The sequence below is a fragment of the Bacillus sp. NTK071 genome (assembly GCF_017303315.1).
Taxonomy (GTDB): Bacteria; Bacillota; Bacilli; order Bacillales; family Guptibacillaceae; genus Guptibacillus.
The window spans coordinates 78,442-94,645 of record NZ_JAFKOI010000010.1 but is presented as its reverse complement, the minus strand read 5'-3'; the positions used below and the strand labels follow the sequence as shown (position 1 = coordinate 94,645).

The window sequence follows — 16,204 nt, the reverse complement described above, 5'->3', positions numbered from 1 at the left end:
ATATGAATAGATTAATTCATCTTTTCATATTCCTGTACCATGAGGTCATAATTTAGCGCACCCATCGCAACGAACTGTATGCGACCATCTGAATCAATCATGTATGAGGTTGGATAAGCACGCACTTGATAGGTAGTAGAAACATCAGAACTCACATCCATAAGAACTGGAAAGGTCATTCCAAATTCTTTTATAAACCCTTTGACTTCTTCAGTGCTTTCCTCTGTTTCAGTGAGGTTTACTGCTAAGATCTCTACATCCTTTTTCTCATACAACTTTTGAAAGTCAGGAATCTCTGCTCTACATGGAGGACACCACGTAGCCCAAAAATTTATGATGACTCGTTCCCCTCTATAATCAGATAGTTGTACGGTTTCTTCATCTAGTGTTTGCAATTTAAAGTTAGGCGCAATCTGACCTTCTTTTATTCCAACTTCTTCTGATTCCTTGACCTCCCCATCACCATCTTGGGATGACTGGGTAGAATTCATAGTATTATTACTAACTTTCTCTTCTTCTTTGGTAGCATCAGTTGAACTGATAGAATCATATACAGCCCAGCCGAGCATACCGATAACCACGATAATAAAGATTGCTTTTTTCATTTGTCATTCTCCTTTATCCTAATTCTGATAACCATGTATTTTTCACTAATTCAAGCAAAAAGCCTGTAATACGAGGCAATAGCCCAAAAAATAATACCAGTCCCATAAGGATCATGATGACAGCACCGATCGTCATAATGATCTGACTATGTCGAACGATCCACCTCGTGGAACCAAGAAAGAACGTCAAGGAAATAAATGGTAAAGAAAATCCAATAACATACATGACAGTATAAATCATGCCATGCGCCGGATTACTTGCTGCCAATAATAGGATCGATCCAAAAATAGGTCCGATACATGGCGTCCAACCAGCAGCAAAACCAAGTCCTACAAAAAACGTACCAAGGTAGCCGACCGGTTTTTTTGTATAACGAAGACGCTTTTCTTTCATTAAGGCAGGAATTGTAATCCATCCTCCGACAAACATCCCCATGACGATAATGAAAACTCCTGCAATACGCTGAATCAATAAGCCAGAGCCACCAAGCAGTAGCGTTTGAACCCATTGCCCTAACAATGATGCCCCAGCACCTAAGCTAATAAAAACAAGTGAGACCCCTAATAAGAAGAATAGAGAATGGCTCACTAACTGCCTACGTATCTTTGAATTCTTATTTCCTTGCAACTTCTTCACACTTATTCCAGTTATGTACGACAGATAAGCAGGAAAAATTGGCAACACACAAGGTGACAAAAATGATAAAGCGCCAGCTCCCATTGCCAGAAACAATCCTACAAGTAGAGCTGTATCTGATTCAATTCCAACCACGACTCTCTCTCCTTTTTTTCTTAATCATGATTATTGAAAGACTAATAACGTAAAATACACCTACAAACCATGGCATCATAATATAACCAAACACAGTTGTAATCGGCTGGATGTAAGCTACTAGAAACATTCCTACGGACCCCAACGTTGTCATCACGAACATTAGAGTTGATTCCACTATCCTCCCACGGCTACTCATGAATATGATTAGGAGAATACAAGATACAACTAAAGATCCAATAGCGAAGGAATTGTTATTCCAAACTATTTGGATAAATTCATACACAAACGAGGTTACTAATAAAACGAACAAAAGAGATTCTATAAAATTACGCTCCACTTTATGTGAGTATATGGACTTTACAACACTTATGAGAAGGCTAATTAGTATAGCTAAATAAAAGGCATGTGAACTACTTGGATAAGCCAATATGGCTAATGGATCTTTGATAAAAACCAAAAAATTGTTCATGATTTTTCCAATCCAAAGATAAATAATAAAATTAATTAGTTGTGAAATCATGCCTTCTATATGTTCTCTTCTTTTTTGCTTCGATAAATCACTTATGATGTAAAAGGTAACAAGCCCAACCATTATACTTAAGCCAATCATGCCAACTGATATTAATTTGTCTGCACTCACCATTCAATGTTCCTCCATTTAACTATCTCTAGGAACTTATTTTACTAGGTTAGTATGAAGATTTGATGAAAATAAATAAAATATACAATAAAGGTAAGCGTCAAATAATATATATCTATTTCTCGCTCCGGTCATCTTGATGACTCGAATTCGAGATATCTATGGTGGTATTCTTCATACTCCTATCATCAGATTACTATTTATCGTACCTCTTATGTAAGAAATTCTGATTAAATCCTTAGGATGATCCTCTATAGTACCAAAAACTTCATATCCATTTTGTTTATAAAACTCAAGAGCTTGAAAGCTAAATGTATCTAAATATATAAATCTGCAACTTTTTTCTAGAAATACACGCCCAAAACCTTACCCTCTAAGATCTTCATTTACTCATAAAAACTCTATGTGCATATGATGCCAGAATATGTTTGCATTAATTCCTCCATAGATATTTCCAGACTCATCTTTGAGTACAAAAATAACATCTTCATTTGGAGTCTAAAATTCTTGTGGTATCTCCTTCATATTGTGTTCAATCACTTTTTTTCTAATAAAATCACTATCTTCTTGTTTCCATTGATCTACTATGTTCATATTTGAAATCACTCCCCTATTTATTGAGATATCTGTCTCTAAACTCACATTCACTCTGATTATCTGGAAGTCTCAATGTCAAAATAAACTACATTGACATAACCACTTCTTTATCACCTTTGTTGCACTTGACGATTATTTATCTTAACTGCGGCGAGACCAAATCACAACAGGTATAAGAACTAGTGATAAAAGCCCTCCCCCTATAGATAATGTCACAAAACTTGTATTGGCTACTACCATCCCCGACAGAGCACCTCCGGAAGCACCTGCTAATGCAATCAAAACATCAAGTGTTCCTTGAGTTTTCGCACGAGTGGCAGGCATTGTCGAATCAACAATTTGAGCAGTGCCGCTGATCAATCCAAAATTCCACCCTAATCCAAGTAAAGAAAGAGCGATAATTAAAAGAATAACAGAGTTACTAGGTGCTAAAGCTGCTAATAAGCCAGCCAATAATAAAGTGATACCAGATGCTATACTCATAGCTGTTCGTCCTATTTTATCAACAAGCATACCTGTTATAAGGGACGGAAGATACATGGCTCCAATATGAAAGCCTATAACAATACCGATTTCTGTCAAATCATGACCATGCTGTTCCATATGGACAGGTGTCATAGTCATGATTGCGACCATAACAGTTTGGCTTAGAACCATAACCGTAGCGCCGACAGCAAGCCCCTTTTTGTTTAAATTATTGTCAACAAGATCCGTATCATTGTTTTGCTTATTCTCCTGGTTATAAGTTGCTATCCTTTTTGCGATATCCAGTGGGTCCGGACGCAACATGATAAAAAGGACAAGACCAGCCAGGATATAAGCCGCAGCAGATAAAATAAATGAACCTGCAAGGGCTGGAATTCCAATAAAAAGAGCAATTCCACCCATAATGTCTACTAGATTCGGACCCGCCACAGCCCCAAATGTTGTCATAACCATTGTAATACTTATGGCTGTCGCTCGTTGTTTTGGATTTGCTAAATCTGTCCCTGCATAACGAGCTTGCAAATTGGTTGCTGTACCAGCCCCATAGACTAAAAGGGAAACAAATAAGAGAATGACACTATTAAATATCGCTGCAAAAACCACCCCAACCGAACCAAGCCCTCCTACAATAAAACCTGTCGCTAGACCTGTGCGACGTCCATACCGCTGAGAGAGTTTTCCCACAATTAGTGCTGCTACCGCAGATCCTAAAGTGAATAAAGCTGCTGGAACCCCCGCAAAAGCATCAGAACCGAGCATTTGTTGAGCTAAAAGAGCCCCTACCGTAATCCCCGCGGCCAGGCCTGCACCTCCAAAAATTTGCGATATACTCACAACAACTAATACTTTTCTATACATCTTTTGTAATTTATCCGGAGAAGCTATGTAATCTTGAACTTTATCATGTTTGTTAACGGACACATCAAACACCTTCCCCTTTTTTCACCATCCAAAGATACCTTTTCAAAAACCCAACAAGAATAATTTCACACCCTTTATTATATTTAACTGAACAATTGAATAGTTGTATAATAGAGTGAAATGAAACAATTGTCAATGACACTGATAAACCTCATCGTCATTTCTCCTCATTCATTGTTCTTTACAAAACCTATTTCAAAATGATATTATTCAACCATTCAGTTAAATAGCACAATATAAGAAGGAGGAGGATTTAAAAGTGGATGCAAGATCATTCAAAGATACGATCTATAATGAATTCGCTCGTATTGGTAAGGTGTTATCCAGTCCTAAGCGATTAGAATTACTGGATTTACTTTCTCAATCACCGAAATCTGTCGAAGTATTATCTAAGGAAACAAAAATGTCAATGGCCAATACATCTAAACACTTACAAGCACTACTGGAAGCTCGTTTAGTGATTTATAAAAAAGAAAAAAACCATGTCATTTATCAACTTGCAAACCCTAAAGTAACGGACCTTCTATTCTCCATAAAATCCATTGCTGAAGAGCAAATTGCTGATGTCAACCTTCTACGTAAAGACTTTATTATGAGAGGCGATGAGTTAGAAACGCTGGAGCTGGAAGAATGGGCAGAACGTAAGGAAGAGGAAAGCCACGTTTTGATTGATGTCCGACCGAAAGCAGAATATTTAAATGGACACCTTGATGGAGCGATTTCTATTCCTATGGAAGAATTGAATGATTATATCTGTGACCTTCCAAAGAATAAGAAAGTGATTGCTTATTGCCGTGGCCCGTACTGTGTCTATGCAACAGAAGCCGTAGAGTTTTTGAAGTTAGAAGGCTTTGAAGCAGCACGTTTAGACGCAGGTATTCATGAATGGAACCAGCACAAAGAAAATTTAACCCACTAACTCAAGGAGGAATTGAAATGCTATTTCGTCAATATATGCACACAAATCCTATCCCAGCTTCCTATTTGTTTGGCTGCGGTAGTAAAGCTTCAGGAGTTGTTGTAGACCCGTTACAAGAAGAAGTTGATTTCTATATGAGAGAAGCCAAACGTTTAGGAATGAATATTGAGTATGTCATTGATACTCACCTTCATGCCGATCACATCTCAGGAGGACGTTTTTTAGCAGAAAAAAGTGAAGCAAAGTATGTTCTCCATGATTCTGCGGATACAAATTATGATTTAATGCTGTAGAAGACGGTGAAGAACTTATGGCAGGGAACACGAAGTTAACTTTCTTACACACACCCGGTCACACGCCTGAACATTTATCCATTCTTGTTACAGATACGACGAGAGGTGATGATCCATGGTTTGTATTAACAGGGCACACGTTAATGGTCGGAGATGCTGGACGTACGGAACTTGCCTCTTCTCTTGAAGAAGGTGCAGCGAATCTTTATGAAAGCCTTCAAAAATTCACGAGTCTAGATGATTATATCGAACTTTATCCAGGTGCGTTTTCCGGTTCCGTATGCGGACGTAAGTTAAGTGGAAAACCCGCCTCAACCGTGGGATTTGAAAAGCGTTTTAACCACGCTTTACAAATGAAAAACAAAGAGGAACTTATCAAATATATGACTGAAGAAGTGCCTCTTCAACCAGAAAACTTCAAGGAGACACGTAAAACGAATCAAGGTAAATAACAGACTAAAGAACCTGATGAGTCGATCAGGTTCTTTTTAAGGAGGGATATCATTTGGGAAATGTTCAAGTAGGTGTCAGAGAAAACATTGTTCAATTTGTGTTATTAGTGGTCATTAACCTATTTGTCGGATCGATGGTCGGTTTAGAGAGAACCATTCTACCGATTATAGGTGAAGAACGTTTCGGGTTAGCATCCATGAGTGCAGCCCTATCCTTCATTATCAGCTTTGGTTTTTCAAAAGCGTTCGTCAATTTCTTTGCAGGTGATCTAGCCGATCGGATGGGAAGAAAACAAGTGCTTCTTTTAGGTTGGGGAATCGGATTTTTCGTTCCAATCATGGTTATTTTCGCTCATGCTTGGTGGGTCATAATTGTCGCAAACATCTTTTTAGGGATTAACCAAGCGCTCACTTGGTCGATGACAGTTAACATGAAAGTAGATCTCGCTAAATCAACCCAGAGAGGTTTAGCCGTCGGTTTTAACGAATTCGCTGGCTATATCGGTGTTGCAATCATGGCAGCCGTTTCGGGGTATGTTGCTTCTACTTATTCTTTAAGTCCGGAACCTTTCTATATTGGAATCGCACTCGTCATCGTTGGATTTATTTTATCTCTTATTGTCAAAAATACGGATCAACATGTGAAAACACAGGCTAAACAACACAAGGTAGAGTCTGATCCTGTTTCCACTTGGGAAGTTTTCAAGCGTACGTCATGGAAAAACCCTGATTTAGCAAGCAACAGCTTGGCTGGACTGACAACGAACTTAAAAGACGGAATGGCCTGGGGGCTTTTCCCGATTTTCCTTACTACCGGCGGGTTAAGTGTCGGACAGATTGGTACAGTGGTAGCAATTTATCCAGGAGCCTGGGGATTATTCCAGTTATTTACCGGTGTGTGGAGCGATAAAATAGGACGAAAAAAACTGATTGTACCCGGAATGTTTGTGCAAGCATTATCGTTGTGGTTTATTTTAGTCGTAAATACCTATTCTTTATGGATAATTGGTTCAGCCCTACTAGGGATAGGAACTGCCATGGTTTATCCGACGATTCTTGCTTCAATAAGCGATGTGGCTCACCCAGAATGGCGCGCAACATCCATGGGAGTTTATCGGTTCTGGAGAGACAGTGGATACGCCTTTGGGGCATTAATTGCAGGATTCGTTGCAGATATAATTAATGTCAATTGGGCCATAGGCCTTATCGCCATCCTTCCGTTTATATCCGGCATCATAGCCTGGACGAAAATGAAAGAAACGCTTCAAGCGAAGACTTAAATGAGTTGAAGTATAAAGCATGCTCACCTAGAAAATTGGAGGGAGCGTGCTTCTTTAAGTTCCCGAATGAATGATCATTATCTCGAAACTGAGTCTTCCAGAAACCTGCCCTTTAATTGAACAACGCTCCGTCTAAATAATACCATATAATTACCAATTCACTTGAAATTAAAATTATATTTGCATTTTCTTGAAATATGTAATTGCAGAAGGAATTATATACAAAAAAAAGCAATTCAATTATGGATACAAACTGAGTTTTTGTACTCCTAAATTGAACTGCTTATTCGCAAACGAAGTGAAACTTTCTACATGTAATGATTTTTTATATAACCTCGTACCTATCTAAGTTCGTCTGATAAATTAGTAAGCGGTTTATCTGCTGGACCTTCCATAACTTTTCCATCATATCCGAAGCGAGATCCATGGCATGGGCAATCCCATGTTCGATCACCATCATTCCATTCAACCTCACAATATAAGTGAGTACATGTCGTATCGACGAGATGAATACAACCTTCTGAATCTTTGTAAGCTCCAGCTCTCTTCCCGTTAATGCGAATAACCGCTCCTTCATCTTCCTTTAACTCTGATATTTTTTTCTTAGGAATGGATAGCTTCCCTTTAACAAAATGTCCAGCCACATCAGCATTTTGCACCAAGAATGTTTTCATGCTCGGATCAGCATAGAACCTTGAAGGAATAAACAAATCCATATAAGGGTTACGGTTTGCTAGAACGTAATCTCGGAAAAGAAGCGCGGCAGCTGTACCATTCGTCATGCCCCATTTATGAAATCCCGTCGCGATTAATACATTTTCCTGTTCTTCTGTCACAGGTCCTATGTATGGCAGTTTATCTAGTGTATAGAAATCTTCTGCTGACCATCTGTAGGCGACTTTTTTAACGCCAAGCGTTTCTTCTGCGAAGAACTTAAGCGCTTTGTAGTGATCGCTTAACCTGTTACCTTGACCGGTTTTATGACTTTCACCACCAAAAAGTACAAGCTTTTCACCATTAAAGGTATGACTCCTTAGCGATCGCTTAGGATTTTCAGCACTTAAGTACATGCCACCAGGAAAGTCCTTCTTAGTAGAAGCAGCTAGGACATAAGAAGCTTCAGCATACATTCGGGTAAAATAGAGAGCATTTCCGTCATAAAATGGGAAATGTGAGCATGCTAGTACGTGGTTAGCTGTCACAGTTGACCCATTTTTTGTCACAACTACTGGTTTAGTCCCTTTCTGAACATCGATTGCTACTGTTTGTTCATATAGTTGCCCACCCTTTTCTAGAAATAGATCAACAAGTGGGGATAAATAGGCAACAGGATCGAATTGAGCTTGATTTTTCATGACAATTCCAGCTTTAATTGACAAATCAATTGGCAAGCTATTTACGAACTCCCCATTAATGCGAAGCTGTTGGTAAGCCCGCATCTCGTTCGTTAGCTTTCTTGCATATTCTGGAGTCGTGGCATAGAGATAAGCATCTTCTTCAGAGAATGTACATGAAATAGAATTTTTCTCAATCGTTTGCTTAATAAACTGTATAGCTTCTGTGTTTGCTTGATAGTATTGCTGTGCCTTTTCCTTGCCGAAGTGATTTAAGAATTCATCATAAATGAGGTCATGTTGAGCAGTGATTTTGGCTGTTGTATGACCGGTTGTTCCGTTTAGAATATGATTTGCTTCAAGAAGAACAACTCTTATCCCTTCATTTGCAAGAAGATAAGCAGATGTAATGCCCGTTATTCCGCCACCTACAATGACAACATCTGTCTCTATATTTTCATTAAGAGCCGGGTGAGAAGTGAGTTTCTTATTAACTTGCCAGATCGGTTCAGGAACATCTGGCCATTCTTTACTCGGTTTCAATAGGAAAACCTCCTTAAAGGATCAACTCTCCTATTTTTACCATTTAAGAGTGATTCATTCCGTGTACATAAAAAAGGTCTTTAACTTTGTATCTTTTAAAGGGATTATTAAAACTTCTAATCGATTTGAAATTGTTGCTGAGCTAATGCTTTGTAAAGCCTGCTATCTACAATAAGTTCTTCATGCGTTCCTTTTCCTGAAACTGCCCCATTTTCGATTACTAGAATTTGATCAGCGTGGACAACTGTAGAAAGTCGGTGTGCAATAACAATGGTCGTTCGCCCGTCCATAAGATTATTTAGTGCCCGTTGAACCTGAATTTCCGAAGTGCTGTCGAGACTTGACGTCGCCTCATCCAATAGCAAAATATAAGGATTTCTTACAATGGCTCTTGCTATGGCAATACGCTGCCGCTGGCCACCCGAAAGCTTAATTCCACGCTCACCTATTTCAGTGTCAAACCCTTCTGGAAGCTCCATAATGAAAGGAAGGGCATAGGCCTGCTCTGCTGCGTCTTTTAATTCTTGCTCTGATACGGTATGTTCCAATCCGTATAAAATGTTTTCTCGTATAGATCCTCCAATAAGAGGACTTTCTTGTGATACATACCCGATGTGCTTACGCCATGATTGAAGCGAGAAGGTATGAATATCCTTCCCACCAAGCGTAATGGATCCTTTTTGCGGTTTATAGAATCTCTCAATCAAGGAAAAGGTCGTCGTTTTCCCACTTCCACTTGGACCAACTATAGCTGTAACTTTGCCAGGTTGAACGTTGAAAGATGCCCCTTTAAGTACTGTTTCTTTTCCGTAAGAAAATTCAACCTCGTCAAAAGTAAGCGATTGAGCTGGATCGACCACTTCATCACCACTTGTTCGTTCTTCGCTATCGTGTTGTAGAAGAACTTGAAGGCGTTCTGTTGCACCCATAGCTTTCTGAATGGCAGTTAAGAAACGGGCCATTGAGCTAAAGGGGATGATAATTTGGAAGAGGTATAGCAAGAAAGCAACAAGTTCACCTGCAGATAACTCTCCCATTGAGACTCGTACGCCGCCATACCCTACAATAATAACGAGGACACCCATTAGTAATAAGGTCATAAGGGGCATCAATAACGCGTATATTTTTGCTTCTTTCATACTGTATGAGAAAACGTTGTTAATTCCTTGCTTTCCATTTTCCTCTTCAACATTTTCTGCCATAGAGAATTTCACAAGACGCATTTCTGAAAGGACCTGAGTAATCGTTGCTGTAAATTTAGCTGTCTCTTCCTGAAGTCCCTTAGACACTTTATACATTCGCTTTCCTATGAAACGAATACCGATCATCATAATTGGAACAACTGCAAGTAAAATCGCTGTTAGCTTCCAATCAAGATAGAGAAGTATACCAATTGAACCTACGATGGAAAGAGTGCTAGTTAGTAAATTTATTAAGTGGTTTGATACTAAATCTTTAATCACACCTGTATCATTTACGATGCGACTCGTTGTATCACCTACGCGATTGCTATCAAAATAGGCTAACTGAAGTGATAGAACTTTGTTCATTAAACGCTCACGCAGACGAGCTACTACCGTCTCACCAATATATAGAAGAAGATACATGGAGAGACCAGAGAAAATAGCTTGAATGATAAAGGCAGCGATTAATAAGCCAATGACACTTGATGAAAGTGAATTAGCAGAAAGCTGATCCACTAAATTCTTGGTGAAGAAAGGTACAATTAAACCTGCAATGGTTCCAACTACGCTCATAGAAATCGCAACTGAAACTAAAAGCTTTGAAGGTTTTGTATCACGTATTAGTTTGGAAAGATCGCGCCAATTCATCCGTTTTTCTGTATTCTTTTCTTTCATACCAGTTCCCCCTTGATCCACTCTCACTAGTATAGCTGTATTTCTCTAGCAATAACATATAACGCTTTTTTATACATAAATAAGGAAGGGGTTTCCCCCTCCCTTGTTTAATCATGTGTTCGATTTAGAAGCTTTCTTTAACAACGACACGTTCTAGTGGAAAGCGAGCAGTTCCATGAGCTTCAACCGCTGCTTTACCAACAGAAATGAGCATAGTTGGTACATAACGTGATGGAATGTTAAACTCTTCTACGAGTGCAACCGGATTGAATCCACCCATTGCAACTGTGTCGTAGTCTTTTGCTTTTGCTGCTAGCATTAGCTGCATCGCTGCGAGTGAACTGTTTTTGATTGCTTCACTTAATGCAAATCCTTCTCGTTCATACGCACCATTGATTTGGCCAACAAGCGCTTCTTTCACAGCATCTTCCATAAAGCCTAGTTCAACAGCTTGTCCATAAATCTCTTCTGCATGAAGGTTAGCTTCGGTGTCACCTAGAATCACAATTGTTGCTGAACTATCAACGATTTGTTGCTGATTAAACGCAATCGGAAGCAACTTTTCTTTCTGCTCTTCACTTTCAATCACTAAGAATTTCCAATGTTGTAGATTCCATGATGAAGGTGCTTCAATAGTAGCATTTAACATTTCATCCATTACCTCTTCAGGAATCTTAACACCTTTCTCGAACTTCCTTACAGAATGTCGATCCTTCATAACTTCCAATACACTTTGTTTTTCTTGCGTATCTACAGACATAATTTCTCTCCTTTAGCTATCTATGATGTCTTTTACTCCAGTTAACAGTCACTGCTATCATCCACGAACATAATGTAACATATTTATTTACAGTTTTGAACCAAAAATCCTTAGCAATTGTGGCAGTATCTTCCCTTTTTGCTTGTGGTCTTGTTGATCCAATTTTGAAAACCACTTCTAACTTGTTTTAAGAACGAGCTTGCATTTCGTTCAGGAAAATCAATAATTAACTTCAATCTTGAAAGCTCGGTTGTTAACTTAATTGCGAGTTCCGGATAGGCCAGATATAAAGCACGATAGGCTGTTTGATCGAGTCGAATGAGCTCAACATCAGTAATTGTTTTTGCATACAAATTTTGATGGACAAAAATGGAACGGTTTCCTAAAACATCATTTGCTCCAAGCACCGCGAGTGGTGTTTCCATGTTGTCGGCATGGTAAATCGCCACACTTCCCTTTTTGATAATGTAAACATCGCGATTTGTATGTTCTGGCTTAATCAGCATTCTAGCTTCATTTCTTTTCATCTTCTGACCAGAACGTTCTAACTTGTTCCAATCTTTCATGTTCAATTTACTTTCAACATTTCTTTCCGCCAGACCTATACTCATGTCTGCTCACCCCCAATAAATTATTGAAATTATTTTTGTTACAGTTTGAATAATAAACAAAAACAATCGATTACAATTGTTTTTGTTTTAGACTTTGAATAATATCACGAATCGTGTATTGTTGCAAAAATGCTGTTAAATGATTCTCAGCATCTGTAAATATGTCGCCAAGTACACTAGACAAATTCGCTCCTACGAGGCAATATTCGTTTGATTCAGGACACTTTGGTTTAAGGGCCCCAACAGATGTTAGATTATAAATCTTATCAAGCGTAACATCTTCTACTCGACAGGCTAGGGTGAAACCACCGCCAGCGCCTTCTTTTGAAGCGATATAATCGCTTTTTTTGAGTAAACTAAGAATTTTCCTCATACGAACGGGATGGACTGAAGCACTTCCAGCAAGGTAGTCGCTTGTTGCCATTTGTCCTGGCTTGATTGCAAGCAACGCCAGGCTGTGCACGGCGAGAGTAAAATCACTATTCAATTGCAGTTCCTCCCAACACTTTCTTCCACTTCCATCCTACCGTATTCCATTTATAGCTGGCAAGAAAATTTTAACAGGGAATGACTTCCTCTAATTCATTTCGAAGTTGGTTAAGTTGCTCCGAAAGTTCCATAAACCATTCTTTATCTTTCGTAATTAATGATACTTCAATTAAGTTTAAAAGATATGATTCATCTTTTTCAAAGTCAGGCTCTTCAAGCTGGGAAATACGATTCTGGAAAGTTTCAATTGTTTTCCCTACTGTTTCTGGATTATCACATTCAAGAACGAATATTTTAATCGTTCCAAGATAGTTATTAACTGATTCTACATAACCATGAATTAATTCATCATGGACTGATTTTCCTGTTACCCAATCACCTTTTTGATACTGAGATTGCTGATGTAGTTGGTTCATCATTTTTTCTCCCTCCTAATTTGGAAGACTAGTTTGTGTTCCAACTGATTCAAGATATAGTGTAATTTTAATTATTACAGTTGGTTTTGTCAAGACTAGCGTTTTCCTTTAAGTCGAACGCTTCCGCTATGAGTTTATATGACTTTAATCGTGATTCAAAGTCATGAGTGATCGTATTAATTATAACTTCTTCAGTTTGATACTTTGAAGCAAGTTCCTCAATTTGATTCTTTACTTGCTCAGAGTCGCCTACGATCATTCTACTTCTATTTTCCCGAATACGTTCTTTATCAAACACGCTATATGGGAATTGATGTGCTTCATCTGGTGATGGGAACCCTTCGCCAGATTTTCCTTGTTCAATTAAAAGAATAGCGAGGTCAAGACTTGAGGCGAGATATTCTGCCTCTTCTTCGGTTTCTCCACAAACAACAAAAATAGCCACATTTGTTTGAGGTGTTTCATTAAATTCAGACGGCACAAAGCGACTCAAGTAGCGATCGACTACTGTTGATCCCCCGTCTCCGTTAATGAAATGGGCAAATGTAAAAGCTAGCCCTCGCTGGGCCGCCATCATTGCACTTGCTGCACTTGAGCCAAGCAACCACATTTCAGGAGTTGTACGACCAAGCGGTGTTGCTCTTACATTCAGTCGATTTGGATCCTCTCCTTTTAGATAAGAAGCCAATTCATTCACTTGTTCTAAATAATTATCAATACCCATACTATTACCACCGGCGAGAGCTTTCGTAACATTAGGCATTCCACCTGGCGCTCGTCCAAGGCCAAGATCAATTCGATTTGGATTTAAGGTTTCAAGCATTCGAAAATTTTCTGCTACCTTATACGGACTATAATGTGGCAAAAGCACGCCACCTGACCCGATTCTCATCGTATTTGTATTCGCAGCCAAATGTGAAATCAACACCTCTGGACTGGAGCCTGCAAGACTTTTCGTACTATGGTGCTCAGAAACCCAAAAACGATGATACCCAAGTTTCTCTGTTTCTTGAGCTAACTTTGTCGTTTCTCTCAGTGCATCTACTGGCGTATTACCTCTTGATACAGGAGATTGATCAAGTACACTTAATTTCATATCAAATCGCCCCCTTTAATGTAAAACGAATTATTACAGTTAATGCTAACAGTTTTTCTTAATCTCACCAAGCAATCTGCTTTTAATCACTTCACCTTTTGTATATACAAAAAACAGACCGTCACGCCCTTATGGTTACGCCGGTCTGTTTCTATTATTCCAGCAGCCAAAGCTGTTACTGGCGATTCATGACTTCTCTGCAATGACAAGTTCGACCTGATGAGCATCGAGCATTTGCTGGACATGCTGATCAGGTATTTTATCAGTAATAATGAGATCCACATCTTCAAGCCTTGCAAAACGGAAAAATTCTGAGCGCCCAAACTTTGATGAATCTGCGAGAGCTATGACATAATTCGATTGCTCAATCATCTTCCTTTTAACCATTCCATCTTCTTCATGAGCAATCGTTAAACCATGCTCAGATATCCCGATAACGCCTATAAAAGCAATATCAGCATTATAGGAAGACACTTTTTCTACAACTGCTGATCCATAAAGAAAGCGGTGGTCTTTCTCAAGCTTCCCTCCAAGAAGATGAATATTAAGCAACTCTCCATTGGATAGAATATCGGCTTGATGAATTGAGTTCGTAATCACAGTCGCTTGCTTGGAGATTAGAAACTCAGCACATGCCTGAACAGTAGTAGAAGCATCAAGAATGACTACATCCCCTTCCGTAACAAAAGTGGCTGCTTTCTTTCCAATTCGCTGCTTCTCTTCAGAAACGACATTTAGTCGATCCTGATAAGACTTAATTTCATGCCGAAGCTGTGGAAGTACCGCTCCACCCCTCGTTCTTGTTACTGCACCCTCTTCTTCAAGCTTCACCAAATCTCTTCTAGCCGTATCTCTTGAAACGAGAAATAGGTCGCAAATCTGCTCAACAGAAATACGCTCATGCTTCTTGAGATAGTCTAATATAGCTAACATTCTTTCCTCTTGATACATGCCAACCCCTCGTTTCCATTCCCTTACATTATAAGTCAACATAAGTATAGAATCAATATAAATAAGTTTTATTAATTATTATTAAGTAATTGTAAGTTTTATTGCTTTTTTATCATTTTACGTAAAGAAGGTTAATTCTGTTATCCGCTCGATTTTTGGCTCCTTCGAGTGAGTCAAAAATCCTCCCCCAGCTATAACCGAAAACCCTTTTGCGCTTCACATCGAAATAATGTATGATTTTAACTATTTAACACCTATAGGAGGCTAGTGATGAACCAAACAGAAAAAGGTATTTTATTAGTATCATGCCCTGACACAGAAGGGATTGTAGCTGCAGTATCAACATTCCTCTTCTCAAATGGCGCAAACATCGTACACTCAGATCAGCACTCTACAGATCCTGTTCAAGGTCATTTCTTCATGAGGATTGAATTTAGTCACCCTGATTTACTTGAGAAGCTACCTGAACTTGAAGCTGCTTTTGAAGAAACAGCTTCACCATTCTCAATGCAGTGGTCCATCACAGCTACATCAAAAAAGCCTCTCATCGCTATTTTTGCTACAAAAGAAGATCATTGTTTACAAGAATTAATTTGGAGATGGCAATTAGGTGAGCTTCATGCAGAAATCGCCATGGTTATTAGTAATCACAATCATTTCAGAGAATTAACTGAGGAAGCAGGTATTCCCTTCTATCATGTTCCTGTAACAAAAGAAACGAAAGCAGAAGCAACAGTAGCACATTTGTCATTGCTTGAAGAACATAAAGTAGATACTGTCATTCTGGCACGTTACATGCAAATTATCCCTGAAGAATTAATCAAACAATATCCTAATGAAATCATTAACATTCATCATTCCTTCCTCCCTGCATTCATTGGAGGAAATCCTTATAAACAAGCGTTTGACCGAGGTGTGAAATTAATAGGTGCAACCGCACATTATGTGAATGAGCAACTAGACGAAGGACCAATTATTGAACAGGATATTACTCGCATTACCCATCGCTACAATGTAACGGACCTTAAAAGACATGGAAAAGACATAGAAAGAATTGTCTTATACCGGGCTGTTAAATGGCATCTTGAGAAACGAGTCATCGTGCACGGTACTAAAACAATTGTTTTTCAATAAGGTGTTTTTTTGAAAGCATTGTTGTTTTAAAAATCATACTTAG

General features: G+C 38.8%; 17 protein-coding genes and 1 pseudogene. 5 read left to right on the top strand and 13 right to left on the bottom strand.

Going from position 1 to position 16,204, the window contains the following annotated elements:
* Positions 1 to 11: 11 nt before the first annotated feature.
* From JI666_RS15235 to JI666_RS15220, 5 genes and pseudogenes are all read right to left on the bottom strand, one after another.
* Positions 12 to 605 carry a peroxiredoxin family protein gene (locus tag JI666_RS15235; RefSeq protein WP_206893356.1) on the bottom strand — a complete coding sequence of 198 codons (594 nt, stop codon included), beginning with the start codon at positions 603 to 605 and terminating at the stop codon, positions 12 to 14.
* A 13-nt stretch (positions 606 to 618) separates the two neighbouring features.
* Positions 619 to 1,377, bottom strand: coding sequence for a cytochrome c biogenesis CcdA family protein (locus JI666_RS15230; protein WP_206893353.1), 759 nt, complete (start codon positions 1,375 to 1,377; stop codon positions 619 to 621).
* Positions 1,364 to 1,555 (bottom strand): hypothetical protein, encoded by a 192-nt coding sequence (locus JI666_RS15225; protein ID WP_206893351.1) that lies wholly within the window; start codon positions 1,553 to 1,555, stop codon positions 1,364 to 1,366. Before JI666_RS15225 ends, JI666_RS15230 begins: the two co-directional genes overlap by 14 nt.
* Positions 1,556 to 2,194: 639 nt before the next feature.
* Positions 2,195 to 2,614, bottom strand: a pseudogene (locus tag JI666_RS21810) (GNAT family N-acetyltransferase).
* Positions 2,615 to 2,758: 144 nt separating this feature from the next.
* Positions 2,759 to 3,961: an MFS transporter gene (locus JI666_RS15220; RefSeq protein ID WP_206893407.1), complete on the bottom strand. Its 1,203-nt coding sequence runs from the start codon at positions 3,959 to 3,961 to the stop codon at positions 2,759 to 2,761.
* Between the two features lie 322 nt (positions 3,962 to 4,283).
* On the opposite strand from JI666_RS15220, the gene JI666_RS21950 reads away from it, so the two are divergent.
* From JI666_RS21950 to JI666_RS15205, 4 genes are read left to right on the top strand one after another with little or no spacing between them, the layout of a single operon-like run.
* Positions 4,284 to 4,943, top strand: coding sequence for an ArsR/SmtB family transcription factor (locus tag JI666_RS21950; protein WP_206893350.1), 660 nt, complete (start codon positions 4,284 to 4,286; stop codon positions 4,941 to 4,943).
* 17 nt (positions 4,944 to 4,960) lie between these two features.
* On the top strand, positions 4,961 to 5,236 hold the full coding sequence (locus JI666_RS21795) for an MBL fold metallo-hydrolase (protein ID WP_286170861.1): 276 nt from the start codon (positions 4,961 to 4,963) through the stop codon (positions 5,234 to 5,236).
* A gap of 17 nt (positions 5,237 to 5,253) precedes the next feature.
* Entirely contained in the window at positions 5,254 to 5,688 is a 435-nt protein-coding gene (locus tag JI666_RS21790; RefSeq protein WP_286170860.1) for an MBL fold metallo-hydrolase, read from the top strand.
* Between the two features lie 53 nt (positions 5,689 to 5,741).
* A complete protein-coding gene (locus tag JI666_RS15205) occupies positions 5,742 to 6,968 on the top strand; it encodes an MFS transporter (RefSeq protein WP_206893349.1) in 1,227 nt (408 codons plus the stop codon).
* 341 nt (positions 6,969 to 7,309) lie between these two features.
* Here the strand turns inward: JI666_RS15205 and JI666_RS15200 are convergent, their stop codons facing one another.
* The 8 genes from JI666_RS15200 to JI666_RS15165 all read right to left on the bottom strand — a co-directional run bounded on the left by JI666_RS15200 (position 7,310) and on the right by JI666_RS15165 (position 15,027).
* On the bottom strand, positions 7,310 to 8,845 hold the full coding sequence (locus tag JI666_RS15200; protein ID WP_211201529.1) for an FAD-dependent oxidoreductase: 1,536 nt from the start codon (positions 8,843 to 8,845) through the stop codon (positions 7,310 to 7,312).
* A gap of 116 nt (positions 8,846 to 8,961) precedes the next feature.
* The gene (locus JI666_RS15195) at positions 8,962 to 10,704 is read right to left on the bottom strand and encodes an ABC transporter ATP-binding protein (protein WP_206893348.1); all 1,743 of its coding nucleotides are present in this window, start codon (positions 10,702 to 10,704) and stop codon (positions 8,962 to 8,964) included.
* A 124-nt stretch (positions 10,705 to 10,828) separates the two neighbouring features.
* Entirely contained in the window at positions 10,829 to 11,464 is a 636-nt protein-coding gene (locus tag JI666_RS15190; protein WP_206893347.1) for a nitroreductase family protein, read from the bottom strand.
* A 110-nt stretch (positions 11,465 to 11,574) separates the two neighbouring features.
* Positions 11,575 to 12,075, bottom strand: a complete 501-nt coding sequence (locus JI666_RS15185) for a Crp/Fnr family transcriptional regulator (RefSeq protein ID WP_206893346.1) — start codon at positions 12,073 to 12,075, stop codon at positions 11,575 to 11,577.
* A 70-nt stretch (positions 12,076 to 12,145) separates the two neighbouring features.
* A complete protein-coding gene (locus tag JI666_RS15180) occupies positions 12,146 to 12,562 on the bottom strand; it encodes an RrF2 family transcriptional regulator (protein WP_206893345.1) in 417 nt (138 codons plus the stop codon).
* 70 nt (positions 12,563 to 12,632) lie between these two features.
* Positions 12,633 to 12,983, bottom strand: a complete 351-nt coding sequence (locus tag JI666_RS15175; protein ID WP_206893344.1) for an IDEAL domain-containing protein — start codon at positions 12,981 to 12,983, stop codon at positions 12,633 to 12,635.
* Between the two features lie 64 nt (positions 12,984 to 13,047).
* Positions 13,048 to 14,076 (bottom strand): LLM class flavin-dependent oxidoreductase, encoded by a 1,029-nt coding sequence (locus JI666_RS15170; RefSeq protein WP_206893335.1) that lies wholly within the window; start codon positions 14,074 to 14,076, stop codon positions 13,048 to 13,050.
* Between the two features lie 186 nt (positions 14,077 to 14,262).
* Positions 14,263 to 15,027: a DeoR/GlpR family DNA-binding transcription regulator gene (locus JI666_RS15165; RefSeq protein ID WP_206893334.1), complete on the bottom strand. Its 765-nt coding sequence runs from the start codon at positions 15,025 to 15,027 to the stop codon at positions 14,263 to 14,265.
* Positions 15,028 to 15,297: 270 nt separating this feature from the next.
* On the opposite strand from JI666_RS15165, the gene purU reads away from it, so the two are divergent.
* Positions 15,298 to 16,161, top strand: coding sequence for a formyltetrahydrofolate deformylase (purU, locus tag JI666_RS15160; RefSeq protein WP_206893327.1), 864 nt, complete (start codon positions 15,298 to 15,300; stop codon positions 16,159 to 16,161).
* Positions 16,162 to 16,204 lie beyond the last annotated feature (43 nt).